This is a genomic window from Coriobacteriia bacterium (genome assembly GCA_014859305.1).
Lineage (GTDB): Bacteria > Actinomycetota > Coriobacteriia > Anaerosomatales > Kmv31 > Kmv31.
Map to the genome: position 1 here is coordinate 1 of JACUUM010000014.1, position 24,988 is coordinate 24,988.

At 70.3% G+C, this 24,988-nt stretch carries 22 protein-coding genes and 2 riboswitches; of the genes, 5 read left to right on the plus strand and 17 right to left on the minus strand.

Translation table 11 applies throughout. The features are described 5' to 3' along the window. Positions 1 to 13: 13 nt before the first annotated feature. Positions 14 to 1,684 (minus strand): SpoIIE family protein phosphatase, encoded by a 1,671-nt coding sequence (locus IBX62_03715; protein MBE0476189.1) that lies wholly within the window; start codon positions 1,682 to 1,684, stop codon positions 14 to 16. Between the two features lie 204 nt (positions 1,685 to 1,888). Between IBX62_03715 and IBX62_03720 the strand changes: the two genes are divergently transcribed. Beyond that, a complete protein-coding gene (locus IBX62_03720) occupies positions 1,889 to 2,992 on the plus strand; it encodes a PAS domain-containing protein (GenBank protein MBE0476190.1) in 1,104 nt (367 codons plus the stop codon). A gap of 18 nt (positions 2,993 to 3,010) precedes the next feature. On the opposite strand, the gene IBX62_03725 is transcribed toward IBX62_03720, so the two are convergent. Continuing rightward, positions 3,011 to 4,102 carry a glucokinase gene (locus tag IBX62_03725; GenBank protein MBE0476191.1) on the minus strand — a complete coding sequence of 364 codons (1,092 nt, stop codon included), beginning with the start codon at positions 4,100 to 4,102 and terminating at the stop codon, positions 3,011 to 3,013. 95 nt (positions 4,103 to 4,197) lie between these two features. Between IBX62_03725 and IBX62_03730 the strand changes: the two genes are divergently transcribed. Next, positions 4,198 to 4,494 carry a DUF2769 domain-containing protein gene (locus IBX62_03730; protein ID MBE0476192.1) on the plus strand — a complete coding sequence of 99 codons (297 nt, stop codon included), beginning with the start codon at positions 4,198 to 4,200 and terminating at the stop codon, positions 4,492 to 4,494. A 22-nt stretch (positions 4,495 to 4,516) separates the two neighbouring features. Here the strand turns inward: IBX62_03730 and IBX62_03735 are convergent, their stop codons facing one another. Both IBX62_03735 and IBX62_03740 read right to left on the minus strand, forming a co-directional pair. Further along, positions 4,517 to 5,785: an ABC transporter permease gene (locus IBX62_03735; GenBank protein ID MBE0476193.1), complete on the minus strand. Its 1,269-nt coding sequence runs from the start codon at positions 5,783 to 5,785 to the stop codon at positions 4,517 to 4,519. Beyond that, positions 5,786 to 6,538, minus strand: coding sequence for an ABC transporter ATP-binding protein (locus IBX62_03740; GenBank protein MBE0476194.1), 753 nt, complete (start codon positions 6,536 to 6,538; stop codon positions 5,786 to 5,788). 208 nt (positions 6,539 to 6,746) lie between these two features. On the opposite strand from IBX62_03740, the gene IBX62_03745 reads away from it, so the two are divergent. Further along, on the plus strand, positions 6,747 to 7,070 hold the full coding sequence (locus IBX62_03745) for a hypothetical protein (GenBank protein MBE0476195.1): 324 nt from the start codon (positions 6,747 to 6,749) through the stop codon (positions 7,068 to 7,070). Positions 7,071 to 7,133: 63 nt separating this feature from the next. Here the strand turns inward: IBX62_03745 and IBX62_03750 are convergent, their stop codons facing one another. The 8 genes from IBX62_03750 to dnaK all read right to left on the minus strand — a co-directional run bounded on the left by IBX62_03750 (position 7,134) and on the right by dnaK (position 15,788). Further along, positions 7,134 to 7,589 carry an Hsp20/alpha crystallin family protein gene (locus tag IBX62_03750; GenBank protein MBE0476196.1) on the minus strand — a complete coding sequence of 152 codons (456 nt, stop codon included), beginning with the start codon at positions 7,587 to 7,589 and terminating at the stop codon, positions 7,134 to 7,136. 135 nt (positions 7,590 to 7,724) lie between these two features. After that, positions 7,725 to 10,337 (minus strand): ATP-dependent chaperone ClpB, encoded by a 2,613-nt coding sequence (clpB, locus tag IBX62_03755; GenBank protein MBE0476197.1) that lies wholly within the window; start codon positions 10,335 to 10,337, stop codon positions 7,725 to 7,727. Then, the gene (locus IBX62_03760) at positions 10,334 to 10,681 is read right to left on the minus strand and encodes a hypothetical protein (GenBank protein MBE0476198.1); all 348 of its coding nucleotides are present in this window, start codon (positions 10,679 to 10,681) and stop codon (positions 10,334 to 10,336) included. The genes clpB and IBX62_03760 overlap by 4 nt, the downstream gene beginning before the upstream one ends. Positions 10,682 to 10,686: 5 nt before the next feature. After that, positions 10,687 to 11,661 carry a diacylglycerol kinase family lipid kinase gene (locus tag IBX62_03765; protein ID MBE0476199.1) on the minus strand — a complete coding sequence of 325 codons (975 nt, stop codon included), beginning with the start codon at positions 11,659 to 11,661 and terminating at the stop codon, positions 10,687 to 10,689. An 11-nt stretch (positions 11,662 to 11,672) separates the two neighbouring features. Beyond that, positions 11,673 to 12,047: a MerR family transcriptional regulator gene (locus IBX62_03770; protein ID MBE0476200.1), complete on the minus strand. Its 375-nt coding sequence runs from the start codon at positions 12,045 to 12,047 to the stop codon at positions 11,673 to 11,675. A gap of 87 nt (positions 12,048 to 12,134) precedes the next feature. Next, positions 12,135 to 13,262, minus strand: coding sequence for a molecular chaperone DnaJ (gene dnaJ / locus IBX62_03775; protein ID MBE0476201.1), 1,128 nt, complete (start codon positions 13,260 to 13,262; stop codon positions 12,135 to 12,137). Between the two features lie 3 nt (positions 13,263 to 13,265). Continuing rightward, positions 13,266 to 13,862, minus strand: coding sequence for a nucleotide exchange factor GrpE (grpE, locus tag IBX62_03780; GenBank protein MBE0476202.1), 597 nt, complete (start codon positions 13,860 to 13,862; stop codon positions 13,266 to 13,268). A 3-nt stretch (positions 13,863 to 13,865) separates the two neighbouring features. Then, positions 13,866 to 15,788 carry a molecular chaperone DnaK gene (gene dnaK / locus IBX62_03785; GenBank protein ID MBE0476203.1) on the minus strand — a complete coding sequence of 641 codons (1,923 nt, stop codon included), beginning with the start codon at positions 15,786 to 15,788 and terminating at the stop codon, positions 13,866 to 13,868. A 358-nt stretch (positions 15,789 to 16,146) separates the two neighbouring features. Between dnaK and IBX62_03790 the strand changes: the two genes are divergently transcribed. Next, entirely contained in the window at positions 16,147 to 16,335 is a 189-nt protein-coding gene (locus IBX62_03790; GenBank protein ID MBE0476204.1) for a 4Fe-4S binding protein, read from the plus strand. Between the two features lie 68 nt (positions 16,336 to 16,403). Here IBX62_03790 and IBX62_03795 read toward each other — a convergent pair whose 3' ends face one another. Genes IBX62_03795 through IBX62_03805 form a run of 3 tightly spaced genes read right to left on the minus strand, consistent with a single transcriptional unit; the run spans position 16,404 to position 18,594 of the window. Further along, on the minus strand, positions 16,404 to 16,949 hold the full coding sequence (locus tag IBX62_03795; protein MBE0476205.1) for a hypothetical protein: 546 nt from the start codon (positions 16,947 to 16,949) through the stop codon (positions 16,404 to 16,406). Next, on the minus strand, positions 16,946 to 17,887 hold the full coding sequence (locus IBX62_03800) for an NAD-dependent epimerase/dehydratase family protein (protein ID MBE0476206.1): 942 nt from the start codon (positions 17,885 to 17,887) through the stop codon (positions 16,946 to 16,948). The genes IBX62_03795 and IBX62_03800 overlap by 4 nt, the downstream gene beginning before the upstream one ends. Further along, positions 17,884 to 18,594, minus strand: a complete 711-nt coding sequence (locus IBX62_03805; GenBank protein ID MBE0476207.1) for a class E sortase — start codon at positions 18,592 to 18,594, stop codon at positions 17,884 to 17,886. Before IBX62_03805 ends, IBX62_03800 begins: the two co-directional genes overlap by 4 nt. Positions 18,595 to 18,642: 48 nt before the next feature. Next, positions 18,643 to 18,731, plus strand: a riboswitch (cyclic di-GMP riboswitch). Between the two features lie 101 nt (positions 18,732 to 18,832). Here IBX62_03805 and IBX62_03810 point away from each other — a divergent pair. Continuing rightward, the gene (locus IBX62_03810) at positions 18,833 to 19,399 is read left to right on the plus strand and encodes a hypothetical protein (GenBank protein MBE0476208.1); all 567 of its coding nucleotides are present in this window, start codon (positions 18,833 to 18,835) and stop codon (positions 19,397 to 19,399) included. Between the two features lie 202 nt (positions 19,400 to 19,601). On the opposite strand, the gene IBX62_03815 is transcribed toward IBX62_03810, so the two are convergent. Together IBX62_03815 and IBX62_03820 are read right to left on the minus strand one after the other, a co-directional pair. Continuing rightward, on the minus strand, positions 19,602 to 20,867 hold the full coding sequence (locus IBX62_03815) for a DUF11 domain-containing protein (GenBank protein ID MBE0476209.1): 1,266 nt from the start codon (positions 20,865 to 20,867) through the stop codon (positions 19,602 to 19,604). Positions 20,868 to 21,220: 353 nt separating this feature from the next. After that, positions 21,221 to 24,784: a DUF11 domain-containing protein gene (locus IBX62_03820; protein MBE0476210.1), complete on the minus strand. Its 3,564-nt coding sequence runs from the start codon at positions 24,782 to 24,784 to the stop codon at positions 21,221 to 21,223. Positions 24,785 to 24,854: 70 nt separating this feature from the next. Further along, positions 24,855 to 24,941: riboswitch (cyclic di-GMP riboswitch) on the minus strand. Positions 24,942 to 24,988 lie beyond the last annotated feature (47 nt).

The window sequence follows — 24,988 nt, forward strand, 5'->3', positions numbered from 1 at the left end:
CCCCGGGGCCGGTCTAGGAGGCGGCGGGGACGAGCGCGGCCCGGCGCGGGCGCGGCTCGGTACGACGCATCGCGAGGATCGCGACGTCGTCGGTCATACGTCCGTCGGCGTACGAGAACGCGTCCATGAACAGCGCCTGTGGGATCTCGTCGACCGGTGACTCGGCCACGTCCGCGACCGAGCGGAGCAGCCGCTTGGTGCCGAACGGCCGGCCGCGGCCATCCGCCGCGTCGGTCAGGCCCTCGGTGTACAGCACGAGCAGGTCGCCCACGGACAGGCCGACCCTGCTCTCGCCGTAGCTCGGCCGAGAACGCAGGCCCATCGCCGCCTGCGCTTCGCTCAGCAGGGATGGCGGCGCACCCTTCGGAGCGAGGACGGGAGCGGGCGGACCGGCCAGGCAGTACGACATCTCACCGCAGCGCACGTCCATCACCCCGAAGAAGGCGGTGGCGAACGATCCAGCTCCGGCCTCCTTGCGCACGATCTCGCTGGTGTGGGTCACGACCTCGGTGGGCGGCGCCGCCCTCAACGCCTCGGCCCGCATCGAGTTCTTCACCAGAGCGGTCATCGAGGCCGCGGGCAGCCCCCGTCCCGAGACCCCTCCGAGCATCACCGCGACCAGGCCGGCCTCGGGCTGGACGAGGTCGTAGAAGTCGGCGCCTATGGGGATCCCGTTCGCGGACGAGTGGTACAGGTGGGCGAACTCGAGCCCCTCCACGCGATGCGGCAGGGCGAGGAACGCGGATTGCAGCGTGCGGACGATCTCGCGCTCCGCGGCGTAGAGTCGCGCGTTCTCGAGCGCGAGGGCCAGCGAGACGGCGAGCTTGTCCGCCAATTCGCGATGCGCCTCGCCCAGCGGGGCGGGCTCGTTCCAGCAGAAGCCGACCACACCGCCGACGTCGCCCCTGGAGAGCAGCGGGACCAGCAGGAAGCCGCCGATGTCGTGCCTCTCCAGCAGCTCTCGGTGCTCCGTGCGGACGCTGCGGGTCCCGCCCTCCACGACGACCGCCCCCCGCTCGGCGGCGAGCCGTGGCAGGGACTCCTCGTCCTCGCGGAACCATCGGCCGACGCTCTCCTCGGGCCAGCCGTGCACGTTCCGGAAGACCCAGCCCTCCTTGGCACGGCGGGCGATCCAGCCCCAGTCCGCCCCCAGGGCCTCTGTGGCCTCCACCACGACGCGCTGCAGGATCTCCTCGGCGTCCAGAGAGGAGAGGATGGTGGTGTCGATGAGGTCCATCGCGTTGCGCATCTCCGTGCGCTCGTGCTCGGCCGCACGCTCGGCGCGCACCTTACCGGTGACGTCGATGCCGGTCAGCAGCACCTCGCAAGGCTGGCCGAACCTGCCGGGCACGGGCAGGAACGTGAGTTGCCAGTAGGAGACGTCGCCGGACGACGCGCGGTACTCGTACTCGGGCTCGGTCTTCGGCAGGCCGGTGTACGCCGCGTCCTGGAAGAGCATCGCGCTGCGCGTGTCGGACAGGAAGCCCGACACGGGCATGCCCAGCGCGTCGACCTCCGGCGGGCTCTCGCGGATCAGATCCAGGAAGGGGCGGTTCGCCCAGAGGAAACGCAGTTCCGCGCCCGACCAGAGCGCCGCGGGAAAGCCCGCGTCGCCGAGGATCGCAGGCAGATCGGCACCGCTGGGGGCGGCGATCCCCTCGCCTTTCTCAGTCACGTCGCTCACGCGGCCACCCTTGATAGGAAGGGCCCGTTCGGAAGAGGCTTTCGCTTCGTTATCGGCACGCATCCCGCCGACCTTGACGGACGGCGGCCCCGGCCCGCCTGGGCCCCCAGCGGCCTTCACACCGCTCTCGCCACCGCTCGTCCGGACGGAGGTACCGTCGGGACGCTTACGGAGATACTATATCTTCCTAGCGACGGGGGGGTCGTGCTCGAATCCATCTTCGTGCTGCCGCTCGCGGCAGGCATCATGTCCGCGGTGCTCGCGCTCACGGCGGTCGCGGTACTGCCCAGGGTGGGCCGCCGCGACCCTACCTTCGTCGCCCTCAACGTCTCGATCTCGGCGTGGTGCCTCTCCTACGCGGTGCATCTCCACACGAGGGGGCCCGCCGAGCCGGCCACCGGCGCGGCGGGGCCGTGGGCTTTCGCTCTCTTCGCTGTGCAGATCATCGGATTGTCGTTCACCCCGGTCTACTGGTTCCTGCACGCAGCGAGACGGGCGGAGCGCCGGCGATGGCTCAAGGGGTGGCGGGCCGTGCTGGTGCACGTTCCCGCGGTCTACACCATCGCGGTCGCGCTGACGAACCCGTGGCACGGTCTCTTCGCACGGCAGACGGTCCCCGGAGCTCCGACGGCCTACGGCTCGCTGGCGATCGTGCACCACCTCACCACGTTCCTCCTCGTGGCCCCCGGCATCTGGCTGCTCGTGTCGTCCTCGTCGCAGCGCGACGCCGCACCTCGGGATCGGCGGCGCGCCTCGTTGCTCGGTGCCGCCGCGCTGCTGCCTCTGGCCGGCGGCATCCTCTGGTCTCTGCGGCACCTCCTCGGACTCGACATCCCGGTGAACCCCGTGCCCGTCCTCTTCTCCCTCCTCACCATGCTCCTCCTCTACCAGGTGATAGCGCAGGGACTCGACGGGCTCGTCCCTCTCGCCGCCGCCGAAGCTTTCAGGAGCATGTCCGACGCCGCCGTGGTCACGGACGACCGGGGAGTGGTGATCGAGACGAACGGGGTCTGCCGACGGCTCCTCCCCGAGGCGGTACGCGGAGTGCCGCTGTGGGAAGCCGTTCCCGCCCTCGGGGCGCACGTGCGAACGTGCCTCTCGCTCAGCGAGACCACCGTGGCGTTCGAGCTCGAGCACGAGGGGGCGGTGTTCTACGGGCGCGCGAACCCCGTCAAGGGGCCCCGGGGCGACGTGCTGGGGTGCTCCGTGCTCCTCACCGACATCACCGACCTGCGTGCCGCGCAGCACGAGCTGGAACGCGCCGTGGGCGAGGAGCGCGCCCTCGACCCCTCCGCTCGGACCGCCTGAGGCCGACGGGGTCCGCACTCACGCCGGCGACACCCGCGCCATCTCCTCGGCGCGGCGCAAGCCTCCGGCGAGGTTCGTCTCGCGCAGCACCAGACGCACGGGCACCGCCTCGAGCATCCCGCCGTGGACCGGATTGGCGAGGAAGGTCTGCAGCAGGCCGCTCCCCACGAGGAAGTCGCGGTTCCTCCTCGTCGTGTCGCCCCCCACGTACACGCCCGCGCAGGGCAGGAAGGTCAAGGCCAGCGACTGGCAGAACGCACCGAGGCAGCGGTAGTAGATGTCCATCGCCTCCGCGCACATCGTGTCCTCGCCGCTGACGGCGGCCTGCGCTATCGCCGAGACGTGCGCCGACTCCTCCTGACCCGCCTCGGGGACGGCCGAGACGATCGGCACGAGCCCGGACAGCGAGCACAACGCCGCGTAGGCGTCGAGGAGCCCTCGGCCCGAGACGACGTCCTCCCAGCTCACCCAGTCGCGTCGCGAGTCCTTGGCGATCCGCTCGGCCACGCGCCCGATCTCCTCGTCGATCGGTGGCAGCAGGGTGTGCTGCACCTCGCACGGCACGACGACGCGCGAGCAGGGGCCTTCGCCCCCGCCGTCGCCCGCCTCGACGATCCCCGCCGCGCCGAGCCCGGTGCCGGGCGCGACGAAGACGAAGTGCCCTCCGCGCCTCAGGACGGGGGGGTCGTGCAGGACCTCGGTCCCCTTCGGGCGCGGGCCCTCCGCTTCGATCATCGCCAGAAGCCCGAGCGCCCCGGCCTCCAGGTCGTTCATGAGTGCCGTGGCTGCGCGAGGGAGACCGAGGTCAGCCAGCTCCTCCAGCAGGATCGGGCGCGTCTCCATCCAGTTCGTCATCGTGACACGGGCGTGGTCCTGGACGGGACCCGCCGCCGCGAAGGCGGCGCCGACCACGCGTTCTCCCTCGCGCAGAGAGTCGAGGATGCGCCAGACGAAGTCGTACAGACGCTCACGCGAGGAGACCTGCTCGCTCACCCCGTCGCCGAGGAGGGTGTGCGGCCGGAGCCCTTCCCGCGTCAGGAAGGCGGCGCGTGCGCGCGTGTTCGTCGCTCCCACGTCGAACGCCACGACCAGACGGTCGCCCTCGACCACGCGCCCTCCTTTCCCGGCCTCTCTCAGCATGTACCCTTCGCGTGTCCGGGTATAGGCTACCTGGTCGAGGGTTCGCGAGTCGAAGGGGGGGCCGGATGCGCGCGGTCCGATTCACCGACGAGAACATCCGCGAGTGCCTGTGCGGGCAGTGTCCGGTCCAGGCCCGCAGCGAGTGCGCGGACCGGATGTACCGCGCCTCCGGGCGCGCGGAAGGCAAGGTGCCGTCGGACCCGAGGTCTCTGCCCGGACTGTACTGCTCGATCGGGCTCGCGGTCTGCGACGACCTCGACTTCCCTCGGGCGTGCGAGTGCCCGAGATGCCTCGTGTGGGGCCGGCACGGCCTGGCGGGGAACCACTACTGCGCTCTCGGAAAGCCCGGGCAGGCGGACTGACGCTCCCGGGCGCCCTTGCCGGCTAGCGCCGCCGGCCCAGTCGCAGTTTCATCGTGAGGATGCGGTCCGACGAGAAGATCGCCCCCGCGGCCATCGTGAACGCGCCGAACCACGCCGCCTGGTACGCGATCCCCGCGACGACCGGTCCGGTGCGGTCCAGGAACAGGTTCGGCGCGGCCATGAACGGATGGCTGAACGGGATGGCGTACAGGCCCCAGCGCAGCGCGGGGGAGGCCGAGCCGACGTCGATGAACAGCGTGAGGAAGTAGGGGACCATGATCAGGATCATCAGGGGCGCCAGCAGCGACTGGACCGCTTTGACGTTCTCCGCGAAGGCTCCGAGGATCACCGCTATGCCCAGCGCCGCCAGGATGCCGAAGAACAGCGACAGCCCGAGCAGCACGTAGTCTCCGCCGCCGAGTGTGAGACCCAGGTCGGCGAGCGCACCGGGTGACGCCTCGCCCAGGTCCATGCCGGTGATGCCCTGCATGTAGCTGCGCATGCCGAACAGGTAGACCACCGCGGAGAGCAGTGCGACGAGCCCCGCGGCGACCATCTTGGCCGTGACGATCGCGACACGGCTCACGGGCACGGACAGCAGCGTCTCCAACGTCTTGTTCTCCTTCTCGGTCGCGATCGTCGTCGCGATCATCTGCGCGGCGAAGATGATCACCATGAACAGCACGATCGGGATGAAGGTCGTCTGGCTGCCGATGAACCCCACGACCTCCTCGACGGAGGCCTCCGCCGTCCTGTCGCCGACGACGACGTGCTCGCCGAGGACGACCGGCCTGCGAACCGCCTCCGCGTTCGCGTCAGGTGCCGCCGCGGCCAGTAGCTGCCCCGACGCGAAGGCGTTCACCGCATCCAGCACCGCGGCGAGCTCGCGTCCGCCCATCGTGGCAGCCATCGAGAAGTCCCTCAGCACCGCATAGCTCTCGACCCGCTGCTGCTCGCCGGCCGCGAGCCCCGCGCCGAACCCCTCCGGGATGACGACGGCCAGCCTGGCGTCGCGCGGCAGCGCCTCCACCACCCGGTCCCCGGCGTCGGCGGGCAGGGCCCGCGGCGTGTACCCGGCAGCCTCGAGGGCGCCGACGACCGCCGCCGAAGCCGCGGAGCCGTCCAGGTCCATCACGCCGACCGAGCGCGCCCCCATCGCCTTCTCCGCCTCGCCGCCCACGATGTTGCCGATCAGCGAGAACATGGCGACGATGACGACGAAGGGCACGAGCACCTGGGGTGTCAGCAGCTCTCGCAGCTCCTTTCCGAGGAGCACCATGAACTTGCGCATCTACACGGCCCTCCTCGCGCTCCCGTCCGCTCGCTGCGTCACCTTCGCGAAGACCTCCTCCAGGTTCGCGGCCCCGTACCGGCTCCTCAGCTCCGCGGGCGCCCCGACCTCCAGCAGCGTTCCGGCGTCGATGAGCCCGACGCGATCCGACAGGTACTCGATCTCGAGCATGTTGTGGCTGGACAGCAGGACGGCCATGCCGTCGGCGGCGAACGCCTTCACCGTGTCGCGCACCTCCAGGGCGTTGATCACGTCGAGCCCCGACGTCGGCTCGTCGAGGATCGCCAGACGGGGTCGCGTCATCAGCGCCCGCGCGAGCACGACCTTCCGGGTCATGCCCTTGGAGTAGGATCCCAGCTTGTCCCGGAGGCGGTCTCCCAGACCGGCGATCCGCCTCGCGGTCCGAAGCGCGCTGTCCCGTTCGGCGCGGTCGGACAGGTACAGCTCGGCCATGAAGCGAAGGTAGCCCTCTCCGGTCAGGTTCTTGTACGCTCCGGCCTCCTCGGGCAGGTAGCTGATGATCCCGCGGACGCGCTCGGGCTCCCGTACCGCGTCCTGGCCGTCCACGACGACGCTGCCCGAGGACGGACGCAGGATGGTCGAGACCACCCGCAGCGCCGTGGTCTTGCCCGCGCCGTTGGGCCCGATGAGAGCGAAGACCTCGCCCTCGCTGACGGAGAACGAGACGTCTCGCACCGCACGCAACGCCCCGTACGACTTGGACAGCCCCTCGACGATGAGCACGTCCCCCATCCGATGGACTCCCTTCGCTTCCTGCCCGCGGCGGAAGAGCGGGCACGGTGCCGATGCTATCAGAGCCTCGCTCCCGCCGTCTGCTCGGAATGGATAGCAAGCGCGCAGAAGTGCATCTCCCCGCGCGGCGCGTTTCCGCTCCGGCGACTCGGGGTAGAGCGGGCCTTGGGACGAGCCTCGAGACACGAGTGAAGGCGAGGGACGGCGGATGCCTTCCGACGCGAGAGAAGAGCTGCTCCGGTACCTGGACCACAACGCGTTCGACCCCGTGGTCGACGCCGACCCGGACGACTTCCGGCCCGAGGAGCGCGAGATGCTCGAGGACGTGCGGCGCGCGGCGGATTCGACGAAGCGTCGCTACCACGAGGCGTTCCGGTCCGCCGAGGAGCTCCGCGACGGGTACCGGCGGGACGTGCGCGCGGACGCGCACAGGGCCATCCGCGGGGAGTTGCGGCAACTGGGCCTCCCCACTCTGCCCGACGTGCGCAAGGGCTTCGAGAAGCTCGCCGACCGCCTGGGCGTGGGAACGTGAGAGAAGGACCCGGGGCGAGCCGTCGCCCCGGGTCCTTCCGCGCAGCCGATACCGGCGCCGCGGCTACTTGCCCTTGCCGGCCCCGATCGGGATCTTCGTCGCCTTGGGTTTGGCCTCCTCCATCGCGCGAGGGACGCGCACCTCCAGGACGCCGTTGTCGTAACCGGCCTTGATGTCCTCGGGCTTGACGCTCTCCGGCAGCACCATGGAGCGCTCGAAGGAGCCGTAGGAGAACTCACGGATCACGTAGTCCTCGCCCTCCTTCTTCTCCTCGGCCTTGCGCTCGCCCTTGATCGTGAGGACGTTGTCCTCGACGGAGATGTCGACGTCTTCGGGCTTCATGCCGGGGAGCTCGGCCTTGATCACGAGATCGTCGCCTTCCCGCTTGGCCTCTATCCGCGGCACCCAATGCATCTGCCCGGCCTCGCCCCCGTCGCCTCTGCGCATGCCCATCCGCCCGAACAGGCGGTCCATCTCCCTCTGCATGCTGATCATCTCGCCGAACGGGTCCCAACGCATGATCGCCACGTCCTCTTCACCTCCGTACTCCTGGGGCGCCGTCATGGCTTCCGACGCCCACGCCTCTTCCCCTTCCACAGCTCCTGCGGTGATGATTCCCACCTCCGGAGCCGAGGAACGTCGCGTCGCCGTCGATCAGCCCGCCTCGCCTGCGCTCGCCGACGCCGTGTGCCGGAGGGCCAGCGTGTCACCGTCGAGGTCGACCGTGACCGAGTCGCCCTCCCGCACGATGCCGTCCACGATGGACCGCGCGACACGGTCGACGACCTCCTTGGCGATGACCCGCTTCAGCGGCCGGGCGCCGTAGACGGGGTCGTAGCCCAGCAGCGCGATATGCTCCTCGGCGCCCTTGGTGAGCACGAGGTCGATCTTGCGCTCGGCCAAGCGCCGGCGCACCTGCTCGAGCTGCAGCTCGACGATCTCGCCGATCTGCTCCAGCGAGAGCGACTCGAAGATGACGACGTCGTCGATGCGGTTGAGGAACTCCGGCCGGAACGTCGTGCGCAACGCCTCCTCGACCTGCAGCTTCACGTCGTCGATCCGGCCCCTCTCGGCGGCCTCCTGGATCCATGTGCTGCCGACGTTGCTCGTCATGATCAGGACCGTGTTGCGGAAGCTCACGGTACGGCCCTGGCCGTCGGTCAGCCGCCCGTCGTCGAGCACCTGCAGCAGGATGTTGAAGACGTCGGGGTGCGCCTTCTCGATCTCGTCGAGCAGGATCACGGAGTACGGCCGGCGCCGAACGGCCTCGGTGAGCTGCCCGCCCTCCTCGTAGCCTACGTAGCCGGGCGGCGCGCCGATGAGGCGCTGCACCGAGAACTTCTCCATGTACTCGCTCATGTCCACGCGCACCATGTGGCGCTCGTCGTCGAAGAGCACCTCGGCGAGCGCCTTGCCCAGCTCGGTCTTGCCCACCCCGGTCGGGCCGAGGAAGATGAACGACCCGATGGGCCGGTCCGGGTCGGCCAGGCCCGCGCGCGAACGCCGTATCGCCGCGGCCACCGCGCCTACCGCCTCGTCCTGCCCGATGACACGCTCGTGCAGCCGCTCCTCCAGGTGGGCGAGCTTGGCGAGCTCGCCCTCCATCAGGCGAGTGACGGGGATGCCCGTCCACGAGGCCACGACCTGCGCGATCTCTTCCTCGGTGACCTCCTCGCGCAGCATCGGCTCGCCGGCCTGGAGCTCGCGCAGCCGCACGTCCGCGGCCGTGAGCTCGCGCTCGAGCTCCGGTATCCGCCCGTAGCGGATCTCGGCGGCTCGGCCGAGGTCGCCCTCGCGCTCCGCTCGCTCGGCGTCGATGCGCGCCTCCTCGAGCTCGGCGTTGAACCGCTGCACGTCGGTGATGATGTCCTTCTCGTTGCTCCACTGCGCCTTCAGCGCGGCGAGCTTCTCGGCCAGCGTCGCCATCTCCGCGCGCAGGCGCCCGAGCCGCTCGACCGAGGCCGGGTCGCTCTCCTTGACGAGTGCCTGCTCCTCGATCTGCAGCTGCCGGATCTGCCGGTCGATGACGTCTATCTCCGTGGGCATCGAGTCGATCTCGATGCGCAGCCTGCTCGCGGCCTCGTCGATGAGGTCGATCGCCTTGTCGGGCAGGAAGCGGTCGGTGATGTAGCGGTCGGACAGCGTAGCGGCCGCCACGATCGCCGGGTCGGTGATACGGACGCCGTGGTGCACCTCGTAGCGCTCCTTCAGGCCCCGCAGGATCGCGATCGTGTCCTCCACGCCGGGCTCGCCGACGAACACCGGCTGGAACCGCCTCTCCAGCGCCGCGTCCTTCTCGACGTGCTCGCGGTACTCGTCCAGCGTGGTCGCGCCCACCGCCCGCAGCTCGCCGCGGGCGAGCGCGGGCTTGAGCATGTTGCCGGCGTCCATGGCGCCCTCGGCGGCCCCGGCGCCCACGATCGTGTGCATCTCGTCGATGAACATGATGAGGCGGCCCTCGGACTCCTCGACCTCGCGCAGCACCGCCTTCAGCCGCTCCTCGAACTCGCCGCGGTACTTGGCGCCGGCGACCATCGCCCCCAGGTCGAGCTGGACGACGTCCTTGTCGGCCAGAGACGTGGGCACGTCGCCCGCGATGATGCGTTGCGCCAGACCCTCCACGATGGCGGTCTTGCCGGTGCCGGGCTCGCCGATGAGCACGGGGTTGTTCTTGGTGCGCCGCGAGAGCACCTGCACGATGCGCCGGATCTCCTCGTCCCGGCCGATCACGGGATCGAGCTTGCCCTCGCGCGCCATCGCGGTGAGGTTGCGGCTGAACCGCTCGAGCGCCTGGAACCGCTCCTCGGCCTCGGGGTCGGTCACCTTCGCCCCGCGGCGCAGCTCGCGCACAGCCTCCGTCAGCCGCTCGCGCGTGACGCCCTGCCTCTGCAGGATCCTGCCCGCCTCGCCCTTGTCCTCCGCGAGTGCGAGCAGCAGGTGCTCGCTGGACACGTACGCGTCCTTCATCTCCTCGGCGCGCTTGGTCGCGGCATTCAGCGTAGTGTTGAGCCGGCCGCCCATCTGCATCGTCTGCGCCGCGACGCCGGTGACCTTCGGCGAGGTCGCGAGGTGATCGTCCAGCTCTCTGGACGCGACGTCCGGGTCGGCGCCGACCTTCTGGAGCAGCGGCCTCGTGACGCCCTCCGTCTCCAGCAGCGCCTTGAGCAGGTGCTCGGGCTCGAGCACCTGGTGGTCGGCCTCGCTCGCGTAGGCCTGCGCGGCCTGCACGGCCTCCTGGGCCTTGACGGTCAGCTTGTCGAGTCTCATCTCGGCTCCTCCTCGACGACGGTCCAGCCGCCGTCGCGCTCCTCGAGCACCAGCGCGCCCCGCCTCCGCCCGTCCTCGGCGACGAACTCGCCATCGGCGCGGACGCGCTCCTCGCCGATGCGGGTCATCAGGATGCGGCCGCCCTCCGCTCGGTAGCCCGCCGAGGCGACCGCGTCGCGCACCTCCGTGTACGTCTGCGGCGTCACTGACGGACCGTGCACCCCGGAAGGTTCGCCGTCCGCCGAGGACCGGTCGCAGCCCGCCGTCGCCGCCGAGAGCGCCAGGAGCACCGCGAACGCGGCTACCGCGAAGACACCGGGGGCCGGAGCGGCCTTGCGCACCATCGCCCTCACCTCCCGCCGGCCGCGAGGACGTGCTCCGCGCCGGATTCGACGCCCCCGCTCCTCGCCGGGACGAGCACCCGTACGGCCCCGGGGAGCACCCATGCCCGCAGCGGGGTGTCCCCGGCGCTCTCGCCGTCGAGCACGACCGCCTGCCGAGGCTCGGCCTCGACACGGACGTCCCGGCCCTTGAAGTGACCGACCAGGTCGTCCGCGGGCTTCCCCCGTGCGGCGCCGGATGCCAGCCGCAGAAGCGAGGGGGGGTCCGAACGGCGGATCACCACCGCGTCCAGCCATCCGTCGTCGACGGCGACCTCCGGGTGGAGCACCAGGTCCCCCATCCCGAGGCTCGCCGAGTTCGCCACGACGCAGGTCACGCCCTCGTCCTGGTACTCGACCCCGTCGACCGATATCCGGTAGCGCGACCGCGGCGACGGCTCCACCACCCCGCGCACGCCGGAGACGAGGTAGGCGAGGTAGCCCAGCTTGTCCTTGAGCTCTCTCGGCGCTCCCTCGACGGCGTCGGCCTCCCAGCCGATGCCCGCCCTCAGCACCAAGGTCCGCCCCCTGTCCGTGGCGGCGACGTCGATGCGCCGCTCCGACCTCGGCCCGAGGAGAACCGCGGCGGCGTCGGACAGCTTCAAGGGGATCCCGAGCTCGTGAGCCATCACGTTGCCCGTCCCCCCCGGCAGCAGCAGCATCGGCACGTCTGTGCCCGCCAGCGCCGAAGCGACCTCCGCGACGGTACCGTCCCCGCCGTACGCCGCCACCACCGGCGCGCCGTCCTCGGCCGCCTCCCGCGCGAGGCGCTCTCCGTCTCCGGGCCCCAGCGTCACCGAGACGTCCCACCGCAGGCCCGCGTCGGCCCACGTGTCGTTAAGCGTCGCCAGGACGATCTCGTCAGCACCCGCCGCGGGGTTCGCGACCACGTGCACCGTCCGGAGGTCCCCCGTCGCCGGCTTCCTCGTCTCGGCTGGCCCCATCGCCCGTCCCCCTAGCTCTCCTCGGAACGCCGCGTGGAGAGGCGCCCGCGCTTGACCAGCACGATCTCCGCCTTGTGGCGCCGGTGTGCCCGCGCGGCTTCCGACCGCGCGCGCCTCTCGGCCTCCTCCGCGCGCCGCCGCAGCCGCTCGATCTCTCCGCGGGCGGTCTCCACCTCGGCTTGCAGGCACAGGATGCGCTCGACACCCGCGAGATTGACGCCTTCGTCCTGAGTGAGCCGCTGGATGAGACGCAGCCTCTCGATGTCGGCCTGGGAGTACAAGCGGGTGTTGCCCTGCGAGCGCTGCGGCCGGATCAGCCTCTTGCGCTCGTAGATGCGCAACGTCTGCGGGTGCACTCCCGTCAGCTCCGCCGCCACGCTGATCATGTACAGCGGCCGGTCCCTGCCCGGCCCTCGCCTCGCGTCCACCGCAGTCTCCTCGTGTCGCCTTCCTCGCCGTCCCCGCCGGCGCCGCTACCCGATGTGCGCACGCAGCTGCTCCGCGTGCGAGGACTCGAACCGGCGCAGCAGCTCCTTCTCCTCGGCGTTGAGCTTGCGGGGCACCACCACCCTGGCACGGACCTTCATGTCGCCGCGGCCCGCGCCCTTCAGCTTCGGAGCGCCCTTGCCGGCCAGCCGGTAGACTTTGCCGTCCTGGGTGCCCTCCCTGACCTTCAGCTTGACGCGCTCGCCGGAGGGCGTCGGGATCGTCACCTCGGTCCCCAGGGCCGCCTCGGCGATGCTGAGCGGCAGCTCCATCACGACGTCGGCCCCCTCGCGCGCGAAGTACGGGTGCGGCTCGACGTGCGTGATCACGTACAGATCTCCCGGCGGGCCGCCGCCGACGCCGGGCTCGCCCTTCCCCTTGAAGCGCAGCTTCCCGCCGTCGGTGACGCCGGGCGGGATGTTCACGGTCACCGGGCGCGCGCGGACGACCTCCCCCTTGCCGCGGCACGTCGGGCACGGGTCCTCCACGATCCGGCCGCTGCCGCCGCAGCGCGGGCACGTCCGGGAGAAGCCGAACATGCCCTGCCCCTGGGTGACGTGTCCCGACCCGCCGCAGGTAGGGCACGTCCTCGGGCTGGTGCCGGGCTTCGCACCGCTGCCGCGGCACGTGGCGCACGTCTCGGAGCGCTGCACCTCCACCTTGGCCGACGTGCCCTCCAGCGCCTCCTCGAAGCCGAGGCGCACGTCGTAGGTGAGGTCGGCGCCGCGATGGGCCCTCCTCGCGCCGGCCGCCGTCGCGCCCCCGAACCCGCCCGCGCCCCCGAACAGGTCGCCGAAGATGTCGCCCAGATCCCCCATGTCCACCGTCTGGTACGAGAAGCCCCCGCCGAAAGGGCCGCCCGGTCCCCCTGCCGCCCCTCCGGCGCCCGGGGGGACGTTGCCGCCGAAGTACTGCCCGAACTGGTCGTACTGCGTACGCTTCTCGGGGTCCGAGAGGACCTCGTAGGCCTCGTTGACCTCCTTGAAGCGCTCCTCGGACCCTCCCGTGTCGGGATGGTGCCTGCGGGCCAACGTCCGGAAGGCCTTCTTGATCTCGTCCGCGGACGCGTCCTTCTTCACCCCGAGGATGCCGTAGTAGTCCTTGCGGGCCGCCATCGCCTAGGCCTCGCTTCCGGCGGGACCCCCCGTGGACACGACCACCATGGCGGGGCGGACGACCTTGCCGCCCATCTCGTAGCCCTTCTGGTAGACGTCGACGACCGTGTGATCCGGGACGTCCGCGTCCTCCTTGCGGCCGACCGCCTGGTGCCGCGCCGGGTCGAACGGCTGACCGAAGGGGTCCTGGACCGAGACGCCTTCCTTGGCGAGCACGTCGAGCATCTGCTGGTGCACCATCTCGACGCCGGCCAGGAGCTGCTCGACGTCGCCGCCGGCCGTCGTGTGGTCGATCGCGCGTTCGAGGTTGTCCAGCACGGGCAGCAGCTCCTCCACGATCCGCTGCCCGGCGCGCTTTGCCTGCTCCTCCGCGTCCCGGGCCACGCGCTTCCGGAAGTTCTCGAACTCGGCCTGGACGCGTTGGGCGACCTCGAGGTGCTTGGCGGCCTGCTCGCGCGCGAGCTCGAGCTCCGCAGCGAGGTCGCCCTCCAGCTGCGGGTCGTACAGCGCCCCGCCCGCCGCCGCCTCGTCGGGGTCGGGGGCGGAGGGGTCCCCTCCTGGCGTCGGGCCGGGAAGGACGGTGTCCTCATGCCGCGTCATGGGTCACTTCTCCTCGTCGACGACCTCGTACTCCGCCACCTCTTCCTCTTCGGCCGGCTCGCCACCCTCGGCGGCGCCGCCCTCGGCGGCCTCACCGCCCTCGCCTCCGGCCGCCTGCGCCTCGGCGTAGACGATCTCGGCCAGCTTGTAGGAGGCCTGCTGGAGCTCGGAGACGGCCGACTTGATGCCGTCGGTGTCGTCGGCCTCGATGGCCTCCTTCACCTTGGCGATCGCGTCCGTCACGCTCGCGCGGGTCTCCTCGGGGACCTTCTCGCCGAGGTCGGCGAGCGTCTTCTCGGTCGTGTAGACGAGGGTGTCCGCGGTGTTGCGAGCCTCTGCCGCCTCCTTCTTGCGCATGTCCTCGTCGGCGTGGCTCTCCGCGTCGCTCACCATCCGGTCGATCTCGTCCTCGGAGAGAGCGGTGGTGCCGGTGATGGTGATCTTCTGCTCCTGGCCCGTGCCGAGGTCCTTGGCCGACACGTTCACGATGCCGTTGGCGTCGATGTCGAAGGCCACCTCGATCTGCGGGACGCCGCGCGGTGCGGACGGGATGTTCATCAGGTGGAACTTGCCCAGCGTCTTGTTGTCCACGGCCATCTCGCGCTCGCCCTGGAGCACGTGGATCTCCACGGAGGTCTGGCCGTCGGCCGCGGTCGTGAAGGTCTCGCTCTTGCGCGTGGGGATGGTCGTGTTGCGCTCGATGAGCTTGGTCATGACCCCGCCGAGCGTCTCCACGCCCAGAGAGAGCGGCGTGACGTCGAGCAGCAGGATGTCCTTGACGTCTCCCGCGAGCACGCCGGCCTGGATGGCCGCCCCGACCGCGACGACCTCGTCGGGGTTGACGCCCTTGTGGGGCTCCTTGCCGGTGATGCCCTGGACGACCTCCTGCACGGCGGGCATCCGGGTCGAGCCGCCCACGAGGATCACGTGATCGATGTCGGCGGGCTTGATGCCTGCATCCTTGATCGCGGCCTCCACCGGCTTCTTCGTCCGGTCGAGCAGGTCGGCGGTGATCTTCTGGAACTCCGCGCGGTTCAGCTGGTAGTCGAGGTGCTTGGGGCCGGCCTGGTCGGCCGTGATGAACGGCAGGTTGATCTGGGTGTTCTGGGTCGTCGAGAGCTCCATCTTGGCCTTCTCGGCGGCCTCCTTCAGGCGCTGCAGCGCCATCTTGTCCGCGCGGAGGTCGATGCCGGTGTCGGCCTTGAACTTGTCGGCCAGCCAGTCGATGACACGCTGGTCCCAGTCGTCACCGCCGAGATGGTTGTCCCCCGAAGTCGACTTGACCTCGAACACGCCCTCGCCGATCTCGAGGACGGAGACGTCGAACGTGCCGCCGCCCAGGTCGAACACGAGGATCGTCTGGTCGTGCGCCCCCTTGTCCAGGCCGTAGGCCAGAGCCGCCGCGGTGGGCTCGTTGATGATGCGCTTCACCTCGAGCCCGGCGACCCTGCCGGCATCCTTGGTCGCCTGGCGCTGGGCGTCGTTGAAGTACGCCGGGACGGTGATGACCGCCTCGGAGACCTTCTCGCCGAGGTACGCCTCCGCGTCCGCCCGCAGCTTCTGCAGGATCATCGCCGAGATCTCCTCGGGCGTGTAGTTCTTGCCCTCGATCTCGACGACCGCCCGGCCGTCCTTGCCCTTCACCGCTTTGTAGGCGATCGTGCCGCGCTCCGACTCGGTCTCCTCGAACCTGCGCCCGATGAAGCGCTTGATCGACTTGACCGTGTTCTCGGGGTTCGTGATCGCCTGGTTCTTCGCCGCCTTGCCGACCACGCGCTCCCCGTCCTTGCGGAACGCCACCACGGAAGGGGTGGTACGGTCGCCTTCGGCGTTGATGATCACGGTGGGCTCGCCGCCTTCCAGCACCGCGACCGCCGAGTTCGTCGTACCCAGGTCGATTCCCAGGACCTTCGCCATCTCGTGCATCTCCTTCCGATGAGCTGGCCGCCTCCTCCAAGCGGCCGGGACCCGGGCACGGCCAGGCGTTGGAGATTCTGATATCTTAGTACCTCATTGTCAACTTTCATATCAACACGAGGTGCCGGGGACCTTCGTCCGAGAGTGGTCCGGATCCCTGCATGCTATCTTCCCCGACCCCGGCTGAAGGCCGCTGAAGCCCGCGGCGCGACCCTCTCGGCGCCTCCCGCGACCCCCGATCCCCTTCTCCCGGCCTCGTCCCGCCGTCCCTTTACAGGCGCGAGGCACGCCCGTAATCTACGTCCCGGCCGGCGCTCGCCGGCGGACCTGGGGGCACTTCGAAGCGGTCATCGGAGGAAGTGAGAGAATGCCTGGACCAATCATCAACGAGGACGACTGCTCGGCCTGCGGCATCTGCGTGGACGCCTGCCCGGAAGGTGTGCTGGAGCTGGACACGGACACCGCGTTGGTCGTCAACGACGACGACTGCAGCTCCTGCGGGACGTGCATGGAGGAGTGTCCGATGGGAGCCATAGGGGAGATCGAGGAGGAGTAACGTACCTCTGGCGCCGGCGTGCGGCGCCGCTCGGGGTGTCCGCCGTAGACCGCCACGATCGACGACCTTCAGGCGCGGCGCAGACCCGTGAGCTGCCTCCAGACCCTTGCCTTGCGCCGCTCTTCGTCGAGGGACGCCTCCAACCCGTCGACGGCCAGGAACGTCGTCCCGTGCCGCTCGAAGCGCTGCCCGAAGCGCGGCCGGGCCACACCCAACGCGCGCGCGACATCGCGGGCGGCCTGAGCGTCCGTCGCGATGACGAGCGAGGGGTCCACCACCGCGAGCTGGGCTCGGAGACGCGCGTCCACCGCCTCCTCGCTCATCCCCGCATCCGGCCTCGAACAGGTCAGGAAGACGTCCCGCGTCTCCCCCAGCGCGGCCAGCGCCCTGCGCAGCGCCTCGCCGTCACGGCCCGAGAAGGCCGCCCCGCCGCCCAGCTCGGCCTCGCCGGGGACGCCCTTGACCGCCGCGACCGGCGCGAGCGGGTCGCCCGACCAGGGCACCGCCGCCCCGGGAGCGAGGGCGTCGGCGCCGGCGAGCTCGGCGCGCGCCTTGGCCTCGTAGAGCTCGCGCAGGCGCCTCGCCCGCTCACGGGTGTCCGGCCCGCCGCTCACCGCTGAGCCGCGAACCACCGCACGGTCTGCCGCAGGCCCTGGTCGAGGGATACGCGTGCGCGCCACCGCAGCACCCCGGCGGCCTTGTCCTGGGCGAGGGAGCTGCGGGGCACGTCTCCGGCCGGCAGAGGGGCGTAGGTCACGGGACCCTCGTATCCGATGAGCGGGCGCATCAGTCCGACCAGCTCGAGGACGCTCGTCTCCTCGCCGGTGGAGATGTTGTAGGCCGGTCCGTCGACGCCGGCGCCGGCCAGGGTCGCTCGAGCCTCCAGCGCCTCTGTCACGGCCCCCGCGACGTCGCCCACGTAGACGAAGTCGCGGGTCTGCGTCCCGTCGCCGTTCACGACGACCGGCTCGCCGGCGGCCATCCTGCCGGCGAAGACCGCGACCACCCCGCCCTCGCCGCGCCAGTCCTGCCGCGGGCCGTACACGTTGGCGAAGCGCAGGCTCGCGAAGTCTACGCCCGTGCCGCGCAGCTCCTCGGCCAGCACCGACTCGGCCTCGAGCTTCGAGCGCCCGTAGGGATTCTGCGGCGACTTGGGCGCGTCCTCCGCCACAGGCAGCGAGGAGGGCTCGCCGTAGACCGCCGCCGAGGACGCCGAGAGCATCCGCCGTGCGCCCGCGCCGGCCGCCGCGCGTGCCAGCGCTCGCGTCCCCTCGACGTTCACCAGCCTGTCGCGCTCCGGGTCGCGCACAGACTCCGAGACGCTCACCTGGGCGGCGAGGTGCACGACAGCCTCAGGAGCGGTCAGGCGCGCGAGATCGCCGAGCTCCGGATCGAGCACGTCCATCCTATGGAAGTCCGCGGCCGGGTGGAGGTTGCCGGCCGATCCCGTGGACAGGTCGTCCACCACCGTCACCTCGTCCCCGCGCGCGACGAGCGCGTGCACGACGCTCGAGCCGATGAAGCCGGCACCTCCCGTCACGAGGACCCTCAAGACCCCTCCTCACCCACGAGCCGGCTCACCTCGACCAGCCTGGAGTGCACGATGAAGCGGCTCCGGGCGCTGAACGGGGGGTGACAGGCGGACAGGGTGAGCCTCGGCTCCTCGGTGTGAGCCATGACGCTGCCGCGGCTCGGAGGGACGACCTCGGTGCGCTCGACGCGGTAGCGGTATCGGCGGAACGGTGAGTAGAACTCGATGACGTCACCCTCCCGCACGTCGTCGATGCGCCGGAAAGGGGCGCCGTAGGTCGTGCGGTGGCCGGCGATGCCGGCGTTGCCCGTCGGGCCGGGAGGGTCCGTCCACTCGACCCATCCGGGACCGCGCCGCAGATCGGCCGGTTCCGATCCTTTGACCACCATCGCATCCAGGCCCATCGCCTCGCACACGATCCGGCCGAAGGCTCCCCCTGCCTGCAGCGAGTCCCAGTAGGCGCGGTCCTCCTCGGCCCACCCCTCGAAGTCAAGGAGCGGGCCGGCCTCGGCCACGGGTGCGCCGGCCCACTCGGCCTCAGCGCGCAGCCCCGCCTGCCCGCCTCCGCCGACGAGCGCGGTGAGCGCGTAGTAGGCCAGCAGGCCTGTCGACATGCCGAGCAGCACGTCGCCCAGGACCGCGGTGAAGGTGCCACGGCTTCGGGAGCGGGCGGGGATGTCGCTACCTCCGTTCTCGGATCCGGCTATCAGGATTCCAGACCGACCCACCGATACTCATAGTGTACGGAGTCTTCAGAATCGCACATCGGACGCGCTTCCCGAAAAGGGCAGCCCCGCCGAAAGGCGGTGGTCGCAAAGTCACGGGCCTACAGGGATCCGATCCCCACGGCAGCCGGACCGCCGGGTTCGAGCCCGCGCCGCTTCATCGGCTCGGCTCCACCCAGCACCAGGGGCAGGGAGGAGGCCGGGCCGGTGTGCGCCGGAGCGGACACGGGGGTGCGCGCCGATGTCGTACGGATCACGCCGGATCCGCAGGGCCGTGACGGGCGCTGTGGTGGCGGCCATGCTCGGCGGGCTGGGCATGCTGGCTTCCGCCGGCCTGCCCGAGGCCGAGGCGGCCGGCGCCCCCGCGCTGGAGCTCCCGGCCGCCGAAGAGCCCGGGCCGAGGATCGCCCTCGAGCCGGCCGACCGCGGGGCGCTGGACAAGGCGTCTCTCAGGAAGGCGGCTCCGCTCCCGGCCACGGTGCAGTCGGCGGTGACGATCGGCGGAGGCACCAGGGCCGCTTCCACCGCCGCGGCGAACAAGCCGTCCGCCGGCAGCAAGCTCGCCCAGGCGCGCGCCATCCTGGCCGGCCTGATCAGGAAGTACCCGATCCTCAAGGGCACCACGGTCACCATCGGCGAGACGCCGAACGGCTATCAGGCCGTGGCCTACTACCAGAGCGGGAGGATCGTGATCAACCCGAACCACAAGGCGAGCCTCGAGACGATCCTCAACCACGAGGTCTGGCACATCATCGACTGGAGGGACAACGGGCGGATCGACTGGGGAGAGAACGTCCCTCCCAAGTAGCGGCGGCGTGACGAGCCTCGCGGGGCTCCTCCGCCTTTCGAGCGCGACGCCAACCCCTCTCCGCGAACGCGAAGCCCCGGTCCCCCGCCGGGGCTTCGCGGCGTCCGCGCTCCGTACCGTCGGTCGCGGAACGGAGCGGGGCGGCCCGAGCGGGCCGCCCCTCCGGCGCATCTCGTTCCCTCGCTCGCCTGACAGGCTTCCGTCACGCCGCGTCGCGGTCGCGCGTCGTGCGAGCACGCTTCCGCAGTGCCGCGCCCGCGCCCGCGGAGGCCAGGACTGCCAGCCCGAGCAGCATGGCCTCGCCGCCGGTGAAGGGCAGGAACGGCTCGGCCGGCACGAACTCCTCCCGCACCGCGGGCGTCACGGGGACGACCACCCTCACGTCCACGAAGTCGCTCACGTCCTCCACGGTCACGATGTTGCGGATGATCGTGCCGCCGACCACGTCGTCCTTCACGCGAGCGCGATACATGAGCGTGACGCTCTCGCCCGCGGGCACGTCGATGGTCCAGACGATCGTCCCGTTCACGACCGCCCCGCCACCGGTGATGCTGCCGGCGACGATGTCGACGAACCTCTCGTCGTAGTCGTCGGTGACGAGCACGTCCTCGGCGTCTTCTTCACTCGGGCTGGTCACGACGATCGTGTAGTCGGCGGTCTCGCCGGGAGCGGCGATCTCCTTGTTCGCGCTCTTCTCGACCTCGAGTCCCGGCACGACCTCCGGCGGCGCGACGACGAGCACGCACGCGTCGTCGCTGAAGTGGATGCCCTCGCACGTCGCGGTCGCTACGTTGCAGACCTCGTAACCGGGGTCGACGTCCTCACCGACCTCGGCGGTGTACGTGAACGTCCGGCACTCCTCGGGGTCGAGGTCGAACGCCGGCCAGTGGATCTCGCCGTTCGCGTTGAAGCCGCCGTCGCTGATGTTCGAGACCGTCACGGCGTCCTCGTCGAAGTCATCGACCAACTCGACGTCCTCGCAGGTCGTGGTCGACTCGTTGCAGACCGTGATCGTGTAGTTTATCAGCCCGCCGGGCAGCACCGTCTCGACATCGGCCTCCTTGACGATCGACAGGTCGATCTCGACGACGGGCTCGTCAGGGCAGAAGCAGAAGATGATGTTGCTGAGGTCGTACCACTTCTCCGAGCCCGGGTTGAACGGCGCGTGCAGACCTTCGTCCTCGAACACGCCGGGGTCGTACGTGTAGACGTTCGTGTCCGGGCCGCCCTTGACGTAGACCTTGCACACCCGCCGCTCGGAGCTGAAGTCGAACTCCTGCCCCATCCCGTCGTCGTAGACGTCGACCGTCACTCCGTCGACCATGTACTGCCGCCCGGTCATGAAGTTGGCCTCGAGCTTGACCCAGTCATCGCAGTCCGGGTCGGTCACCTGGCCCTCCTCGAGTACCGGCTCGACGAGCGCCGCCGGCATCACCTCGTTGGCGGCCGGCGCCTCCTCGACCCGCACCCGCCTCGGCCTCGGGCGCCGTGGCTTCCGCCGCCGGTCCCTCCGACGGCACCGCTGCGCCGACGTCGTTGCCGTAGGCCGGCACGATCACGGCCATGAGGAACACGAAGGCGAGCATGGAGGCCATGGCCCGCCAGTGTGCCCTCCGCTTGTCCACCAGCTTCCTCACTCTCGACCACCCCTCTTCCTCCGGAGCAGCCACCAGACCTTGGCTGCCTTCTCCCGACAGGCACATCTCCCATGTTTCTCCGACCGGTAACTCTGGAAAATGCCTGCTGGGAAGAGGTGTCAAGGGGATTCCTGGAAGGGAGCCGTCGGATCTCGGCGCGCAGCGAGAGGGGGCCGGTGTGCCGCTACGCCGCGCGCCTCGCGCGCCGCCGCAGGACCACGCCGAGGGCCGCCGTGGAGGCCAAGGCGAGGCCGAGGAGCACCGCGTCGCCGCCGGTGAAGGGCAAGGGCGCCGGATCGGGGTTCGGCGTGAAGGGCAGGAACGCCACGACGACGCGCTCGGTCGCGCGGTCGTTGTCGGGGTTCTCGTCACCGTCCGCCTGCACCACGACCACGTTGTCGACGTTCGTCGTGCCCGAAGGCATGTCGTCGCGGATCCTGACCTCGTAGGTGATGCTGCCGGATGCGCCGACGTCGAGCGGTTCGTCGATCTCCCAGACGATCGTCCCGTCGACGACGTCGCCGCCCGCGGCGTCCGTGACGGTCACGTAGCGCTCGTCGAAGTCGTCGACGATGGTGAAGGCCATGATCCGGGACCCGCCCGTGTTGGTGTAGGTGAGCGTGTAGGTGACGACGGCACCGGCTTCAGCCGTGTCGCGATCCGCCTCCTTGTCGATCCCGATGTCCACGATGAACGGAGAGAACACGTCCACGAACAGCTCGTCCTCGTCGGAGACCTCGTTGTCCAACTCGTCGAGGCCCTCGACCACGACGACGTTGTCCGTCGGGACCTCGAGGACCGCGGACGTGCTGACTTCGACGGTCTGGCCGGGGGCGAGGTCGCCGATGTCATGGACGAAACCGAGGATCGCATCGACGAGCTGGACGTCGGTCAGGGGGTCGGCGCCGTTGGTCACGGTGAAGGTGTACACCACCGTTGACCCCGTCATCACACCGTCGACCGGCGCGTCGGAGGTCTTCTCCACCGTGATGGACGGCGAGATCGCCAGAACCTCGGCGCTGTCGGTGTCGGAGTAGAGCCCGCCGATGACGTCGGTCACCTGGGCCGTGACGGTGTCGACCGTGTCCGCCAGGGGGAAGGTAGAGTACGTGAAGACCGCCGGCAGGTCGGCCGGACCTAAGGCGAACGGGGCCCCGAAGGAGTGACCGTTGGAGTCCGACAGGACGACCATCAGCGCGCTGTCGCCTGTGTTCTCCACCACGACCATCCACTTGGCCTCGCTGCCCGCGTAGTACGTCTCGCTGCCGTCGCTGTAGGTCCCGTCAGCGTCGAAGTCGACGTACTTCTTGACCGTGAAGGACGGCGCGATCGCGATCGCTTCGGCCTCGTCGCTCGCGGGCGCGCACGGCTCCTCGAACTCGTCGTAGGCCTCGGCGACCGCGGTGTTGACCGTGTCGGCCTCCACCGTCGTCGTGTAGGTGACGCCGACGCTCTCGCCCACCGCGAGGTCCCGCGGACCGAGGCTCATGCCGTTGGAGTCGTCCACGGTGACGCCGAAGAGGTCGGAGTCGCCGGCGTTGCTCACGACGATCTTCCACACCGCAGCGGCGCCCGCGTAGTAGGTCTCGGAGTCGCCGAACGTCCCGTCGCCGTCGAAGTCCACGGTATGGTCGACCGAGACGGCCGGACGGATGACCACGACGTCCCAGTCGGCGGTATCGGACTTGGTGTCGCCGAACAGGTCCTGCCCGCTCGCCAGCACGGTGTTGCTGACGATCCCGTCCTGCTCGTCGGGCACCTCGTACTGCACGTAGTACGTCCGCGCGGCGCCGGGTGCGAGAACGGGGATGGTGTCTATGATCCCGCCGGGGAAGGTCGCGTCGAACAGCGGGTCGTAGACCACGACGTCGGTCAGAGGCGTCGCCCCCGTGTTCGTGACGACGATGGTGTAGGTGATCACATCCCCGACATGCGCCTTGTCCGGCCCGGTCTTGGTGACGTCGATGTCGGAGAGCACCTGGACGTTGCCGAAGTCGAGGTCACCGGCCTCGTCCCCGCCGGTGGGGATGACTATGTCGTCCTCGGGCGCCACGGTGTTGTACCAGCCGGCGGCCTGCGACACGTCCTCGGTCACCCGGTACGTCCCGGGGATCACGTCGACGAACTCGTAGTAGCCGCCGGGACCGGTGGTCGTGACGTCGTATACGACGGCACCGGACGGGGTGTCCCGCCACAGGGTGATCTCCCAGCCGCCGAGGCCGGGTTCGACCGCGTCGTCCCACTCCCCGTCCGCGTCCAGGTCCTCGAACTTGTGACCGCTGACGAGGGACCCGTACTCGCCGGGGTTCGTGAAGTCCTCGGTGAGGGTCTCGTCGATGGTCTCCTCGTACAGGAGCACGTCCTCTCCTGCGAAGGCGGCCCACCACTGCACGCCGGTGACGTTCGTGCCGTACGGGACCTGTACGCTCCCGGTGTACGGCCCGCTGCCGGACAGCGGGACCGGGCCCGTCCACGTGCCGCCGTCGCCGATCCGGTACTTCACGTACAGACCTACGTTGCTCACGAGGCTGTCCAGATCGAGCGAGAACGTCTTGGTCACGGCGTCGACATAGTTGCCCACCTCCGCGGATGCGGCCTGGCCATCGGACACTACGACCGTCAGCGGCAGCACGTACTCGGTGCTCCAGCCCGGCTGCGCGTCCTCATCCAGGTAGTACGTCCCGTCGGGGAGCGGGTCGATCACGAAGGTGCCGTCGGCCGCTGAGGTGGCGGTGACATCGATGGGGAAGTCCGGATCGGTCCCCGAGAGATGGAAGACCCATCCTCCCAGTCCCGGCTCCCCGGCGTCGTACGCACCGTCCCTGTCGAGGTCGTTGAACTTGAAGCCGTTCACCGAGCCGGCAGGCCGCGGCGGGACCGGGATAGGGACCGTCTTGTCCCCGAGACCCGACACGTCCACCCGGTGGTGCATGCTGGCCCCAGGGAAGTAGCCGGAACCGTAGCGCGGGGGGGTCTGCCCGAGCCAGTACGCCGTCAGGGACAGGTGCGTCCTGAAGTACACGACCGCGTACCGGTTCGCAGGGACGACGATCCCCGCGCCGTTCAACGTCGTGCGCAGGTACTGCGAGGAGCCGTACGCCCCGGAGGGGTACGGAACGTCCTGCTGGGCAGGAGTGACCGAGGTCAGCCCGGTCGGCCAAGAAGGATCATCGGTCCCCGGCGCCGAGGTCTGGTACTTGTACGACCAGTCCTTCGTCTTGTCTGCGCCGAGGGCGTTCTTCGTCGAGTTGTAGTGGTCGGCCGTGAACGCAAGACTCGTCAACGCGAACGGTGTGGCCGAGCCGGAGTTGTCTATGATCGCGCGGTAGGTGACCCAGTCGCCCTCCGCGTAGTCCTGCCCCAGATTCCCTGTCGTCCACTTCGCCTGATCGCTGCGGTATCCCTGGAAGGTGAGCTGCGGGCCGCTCGCTGCAGGAGTCACAGCGGAAGGCGCGACGCTTACGCTCGTCGACTCGTCGCCCGGCTCGGGTGCCACGTCTTCCTGCGGCCCCACGAGGGGGTCCGGGACGTGCGCTTCCGCCGCGGTCTGCTCCGCCGGCGGCTCCTGCTCCGGCGCCTCCGCCTCAGGCACCGACGGCGCCGGCGGCACCGTCGCCGTCGTCTCCTCCGAGCCGGCGCTCACGGGCGACGCGCCGCCGACTCCGGTGAGGGAAGCCGTGAAGGCGACTACGAAGCACGCCGTGAGCAGGCGCGACAAGAGGGTCTTCCTGGACAGTCTCCGCACCATCCCGCACCTCCCGGTCCTGGTGACCGTGCGGCAGATGGGCGGCCTCCCCGTACGCGAAGAGACCGGCCCTCCTGCACCGGGCCGGTCTCACCACTGACTCCCCGCGGGCCGACAGGTGACCGAATTGACCCTGCGGATCGACGTCTCCCGAGAAAAACGCGCTGGTCACGCTCTTAGGTTGGCGCGACGGGTCCGCCCCTGCCA

Coding starts and splice junctions, on each gene's coding strand:
- IBX62_03790 (MBE0476204.1), top strand. CDS start 16,147: ATGCCTGGACCAATCATCAACGAGGACGACTGCTCGGCCTGCGGCATC.
- IBX62_03765 (MBE0476199.1), bottom strand. CDS start 11,661: ATGGGGCCAGCCGAGACGAGGAAGCCGGCGACGGGGGACCTCCGGACG.
- IBX62_03745 (MBE0476195.1), top strand. CDS start 6,747: ATGCCTTCCGACGCGAGAGAAGAGCTGCTCCGGTACCTGGACCACAAC.
- dnaJ (MBE0476201.1), bottom strand. CDS start 13,262: ATGGCGGCCCGCAAGGACTACTACGGCATCCTCGGGGTGAAGAAGGAC.
- IBX62_03770 (MBE0476200.1), bottom strand. CDS start 12,047: ATGATCAGCGTGGCGGCGGAGCTGACGGGAGTGCACCCGCAGACGTTG.
- IBX62_03820 (MBE0476210.1), bottom strand. CDS start 24,784: ATGGTGCGGAGACTGTCCAGGAAGACCCTCTTGTCGCGCCTGCTCACG.
- grpE (MBE0476202.1), bottom strand. CDS start 13,862: ATGACGCGGCATGAGGACACCGTCCTTCCCGGCCCGACGCCAGGAGGG.
- IBX62_03735 (MBE0476193.1), bottom strand. CDS start 5,785: ATGCGCAAGTTCATGGTGCTCCTCGGAAAGGAGCTGCGAGAGCTGCTG.
- dnaK (MBE0476203.1), bottom strand. CDS start 15,788: ATGCACGAGATGGCGAAGGTCCTGGGAATCGACCTGGGTACGACGAAC.
- clpB (MBE0476197.1), bottom strand. CDS start 10,337: ATGAGACTCGACAAGCTGACCGTCAAGGCCCAGGAGGCCGTGCAGGCC.
- IBX62_03750 (MBE0476196.1), bottom strand. CDS start 7,589: ATGCGTTGGGACCCGTTCGGCGAGATGATCAGCATGCAGAGGGAGATG.
- IBX62_03740 (MBE0476194.1), bottom strand. CDS start 6,538: ATGGGGGACGTGCTCATCGTCGAGGGGCTGTCCAAGTCGTACGGGGCG.
- IBX62_03760 (MBE0476198.1), bottom strand. CDS start 10,681: ATGGTGCGCAAGGCCGCTCCGGCCCCCGGTGTCTTCGCGGTAGCCGCG.
- IBX62_03730 (MBE0476192.1), top strand. CDS start 4,198: ATGCGCGCGGTCCGATTCACCGACGAGAACATCCGCGAGTGCCTGTGC.
- IBX62_03810 (MBE0476208.1), top strand. CDS start 18,833: ATGTCGTACGGATCACGCCGGATCCGCAGGGCCGTGACGGGCGCTGTG.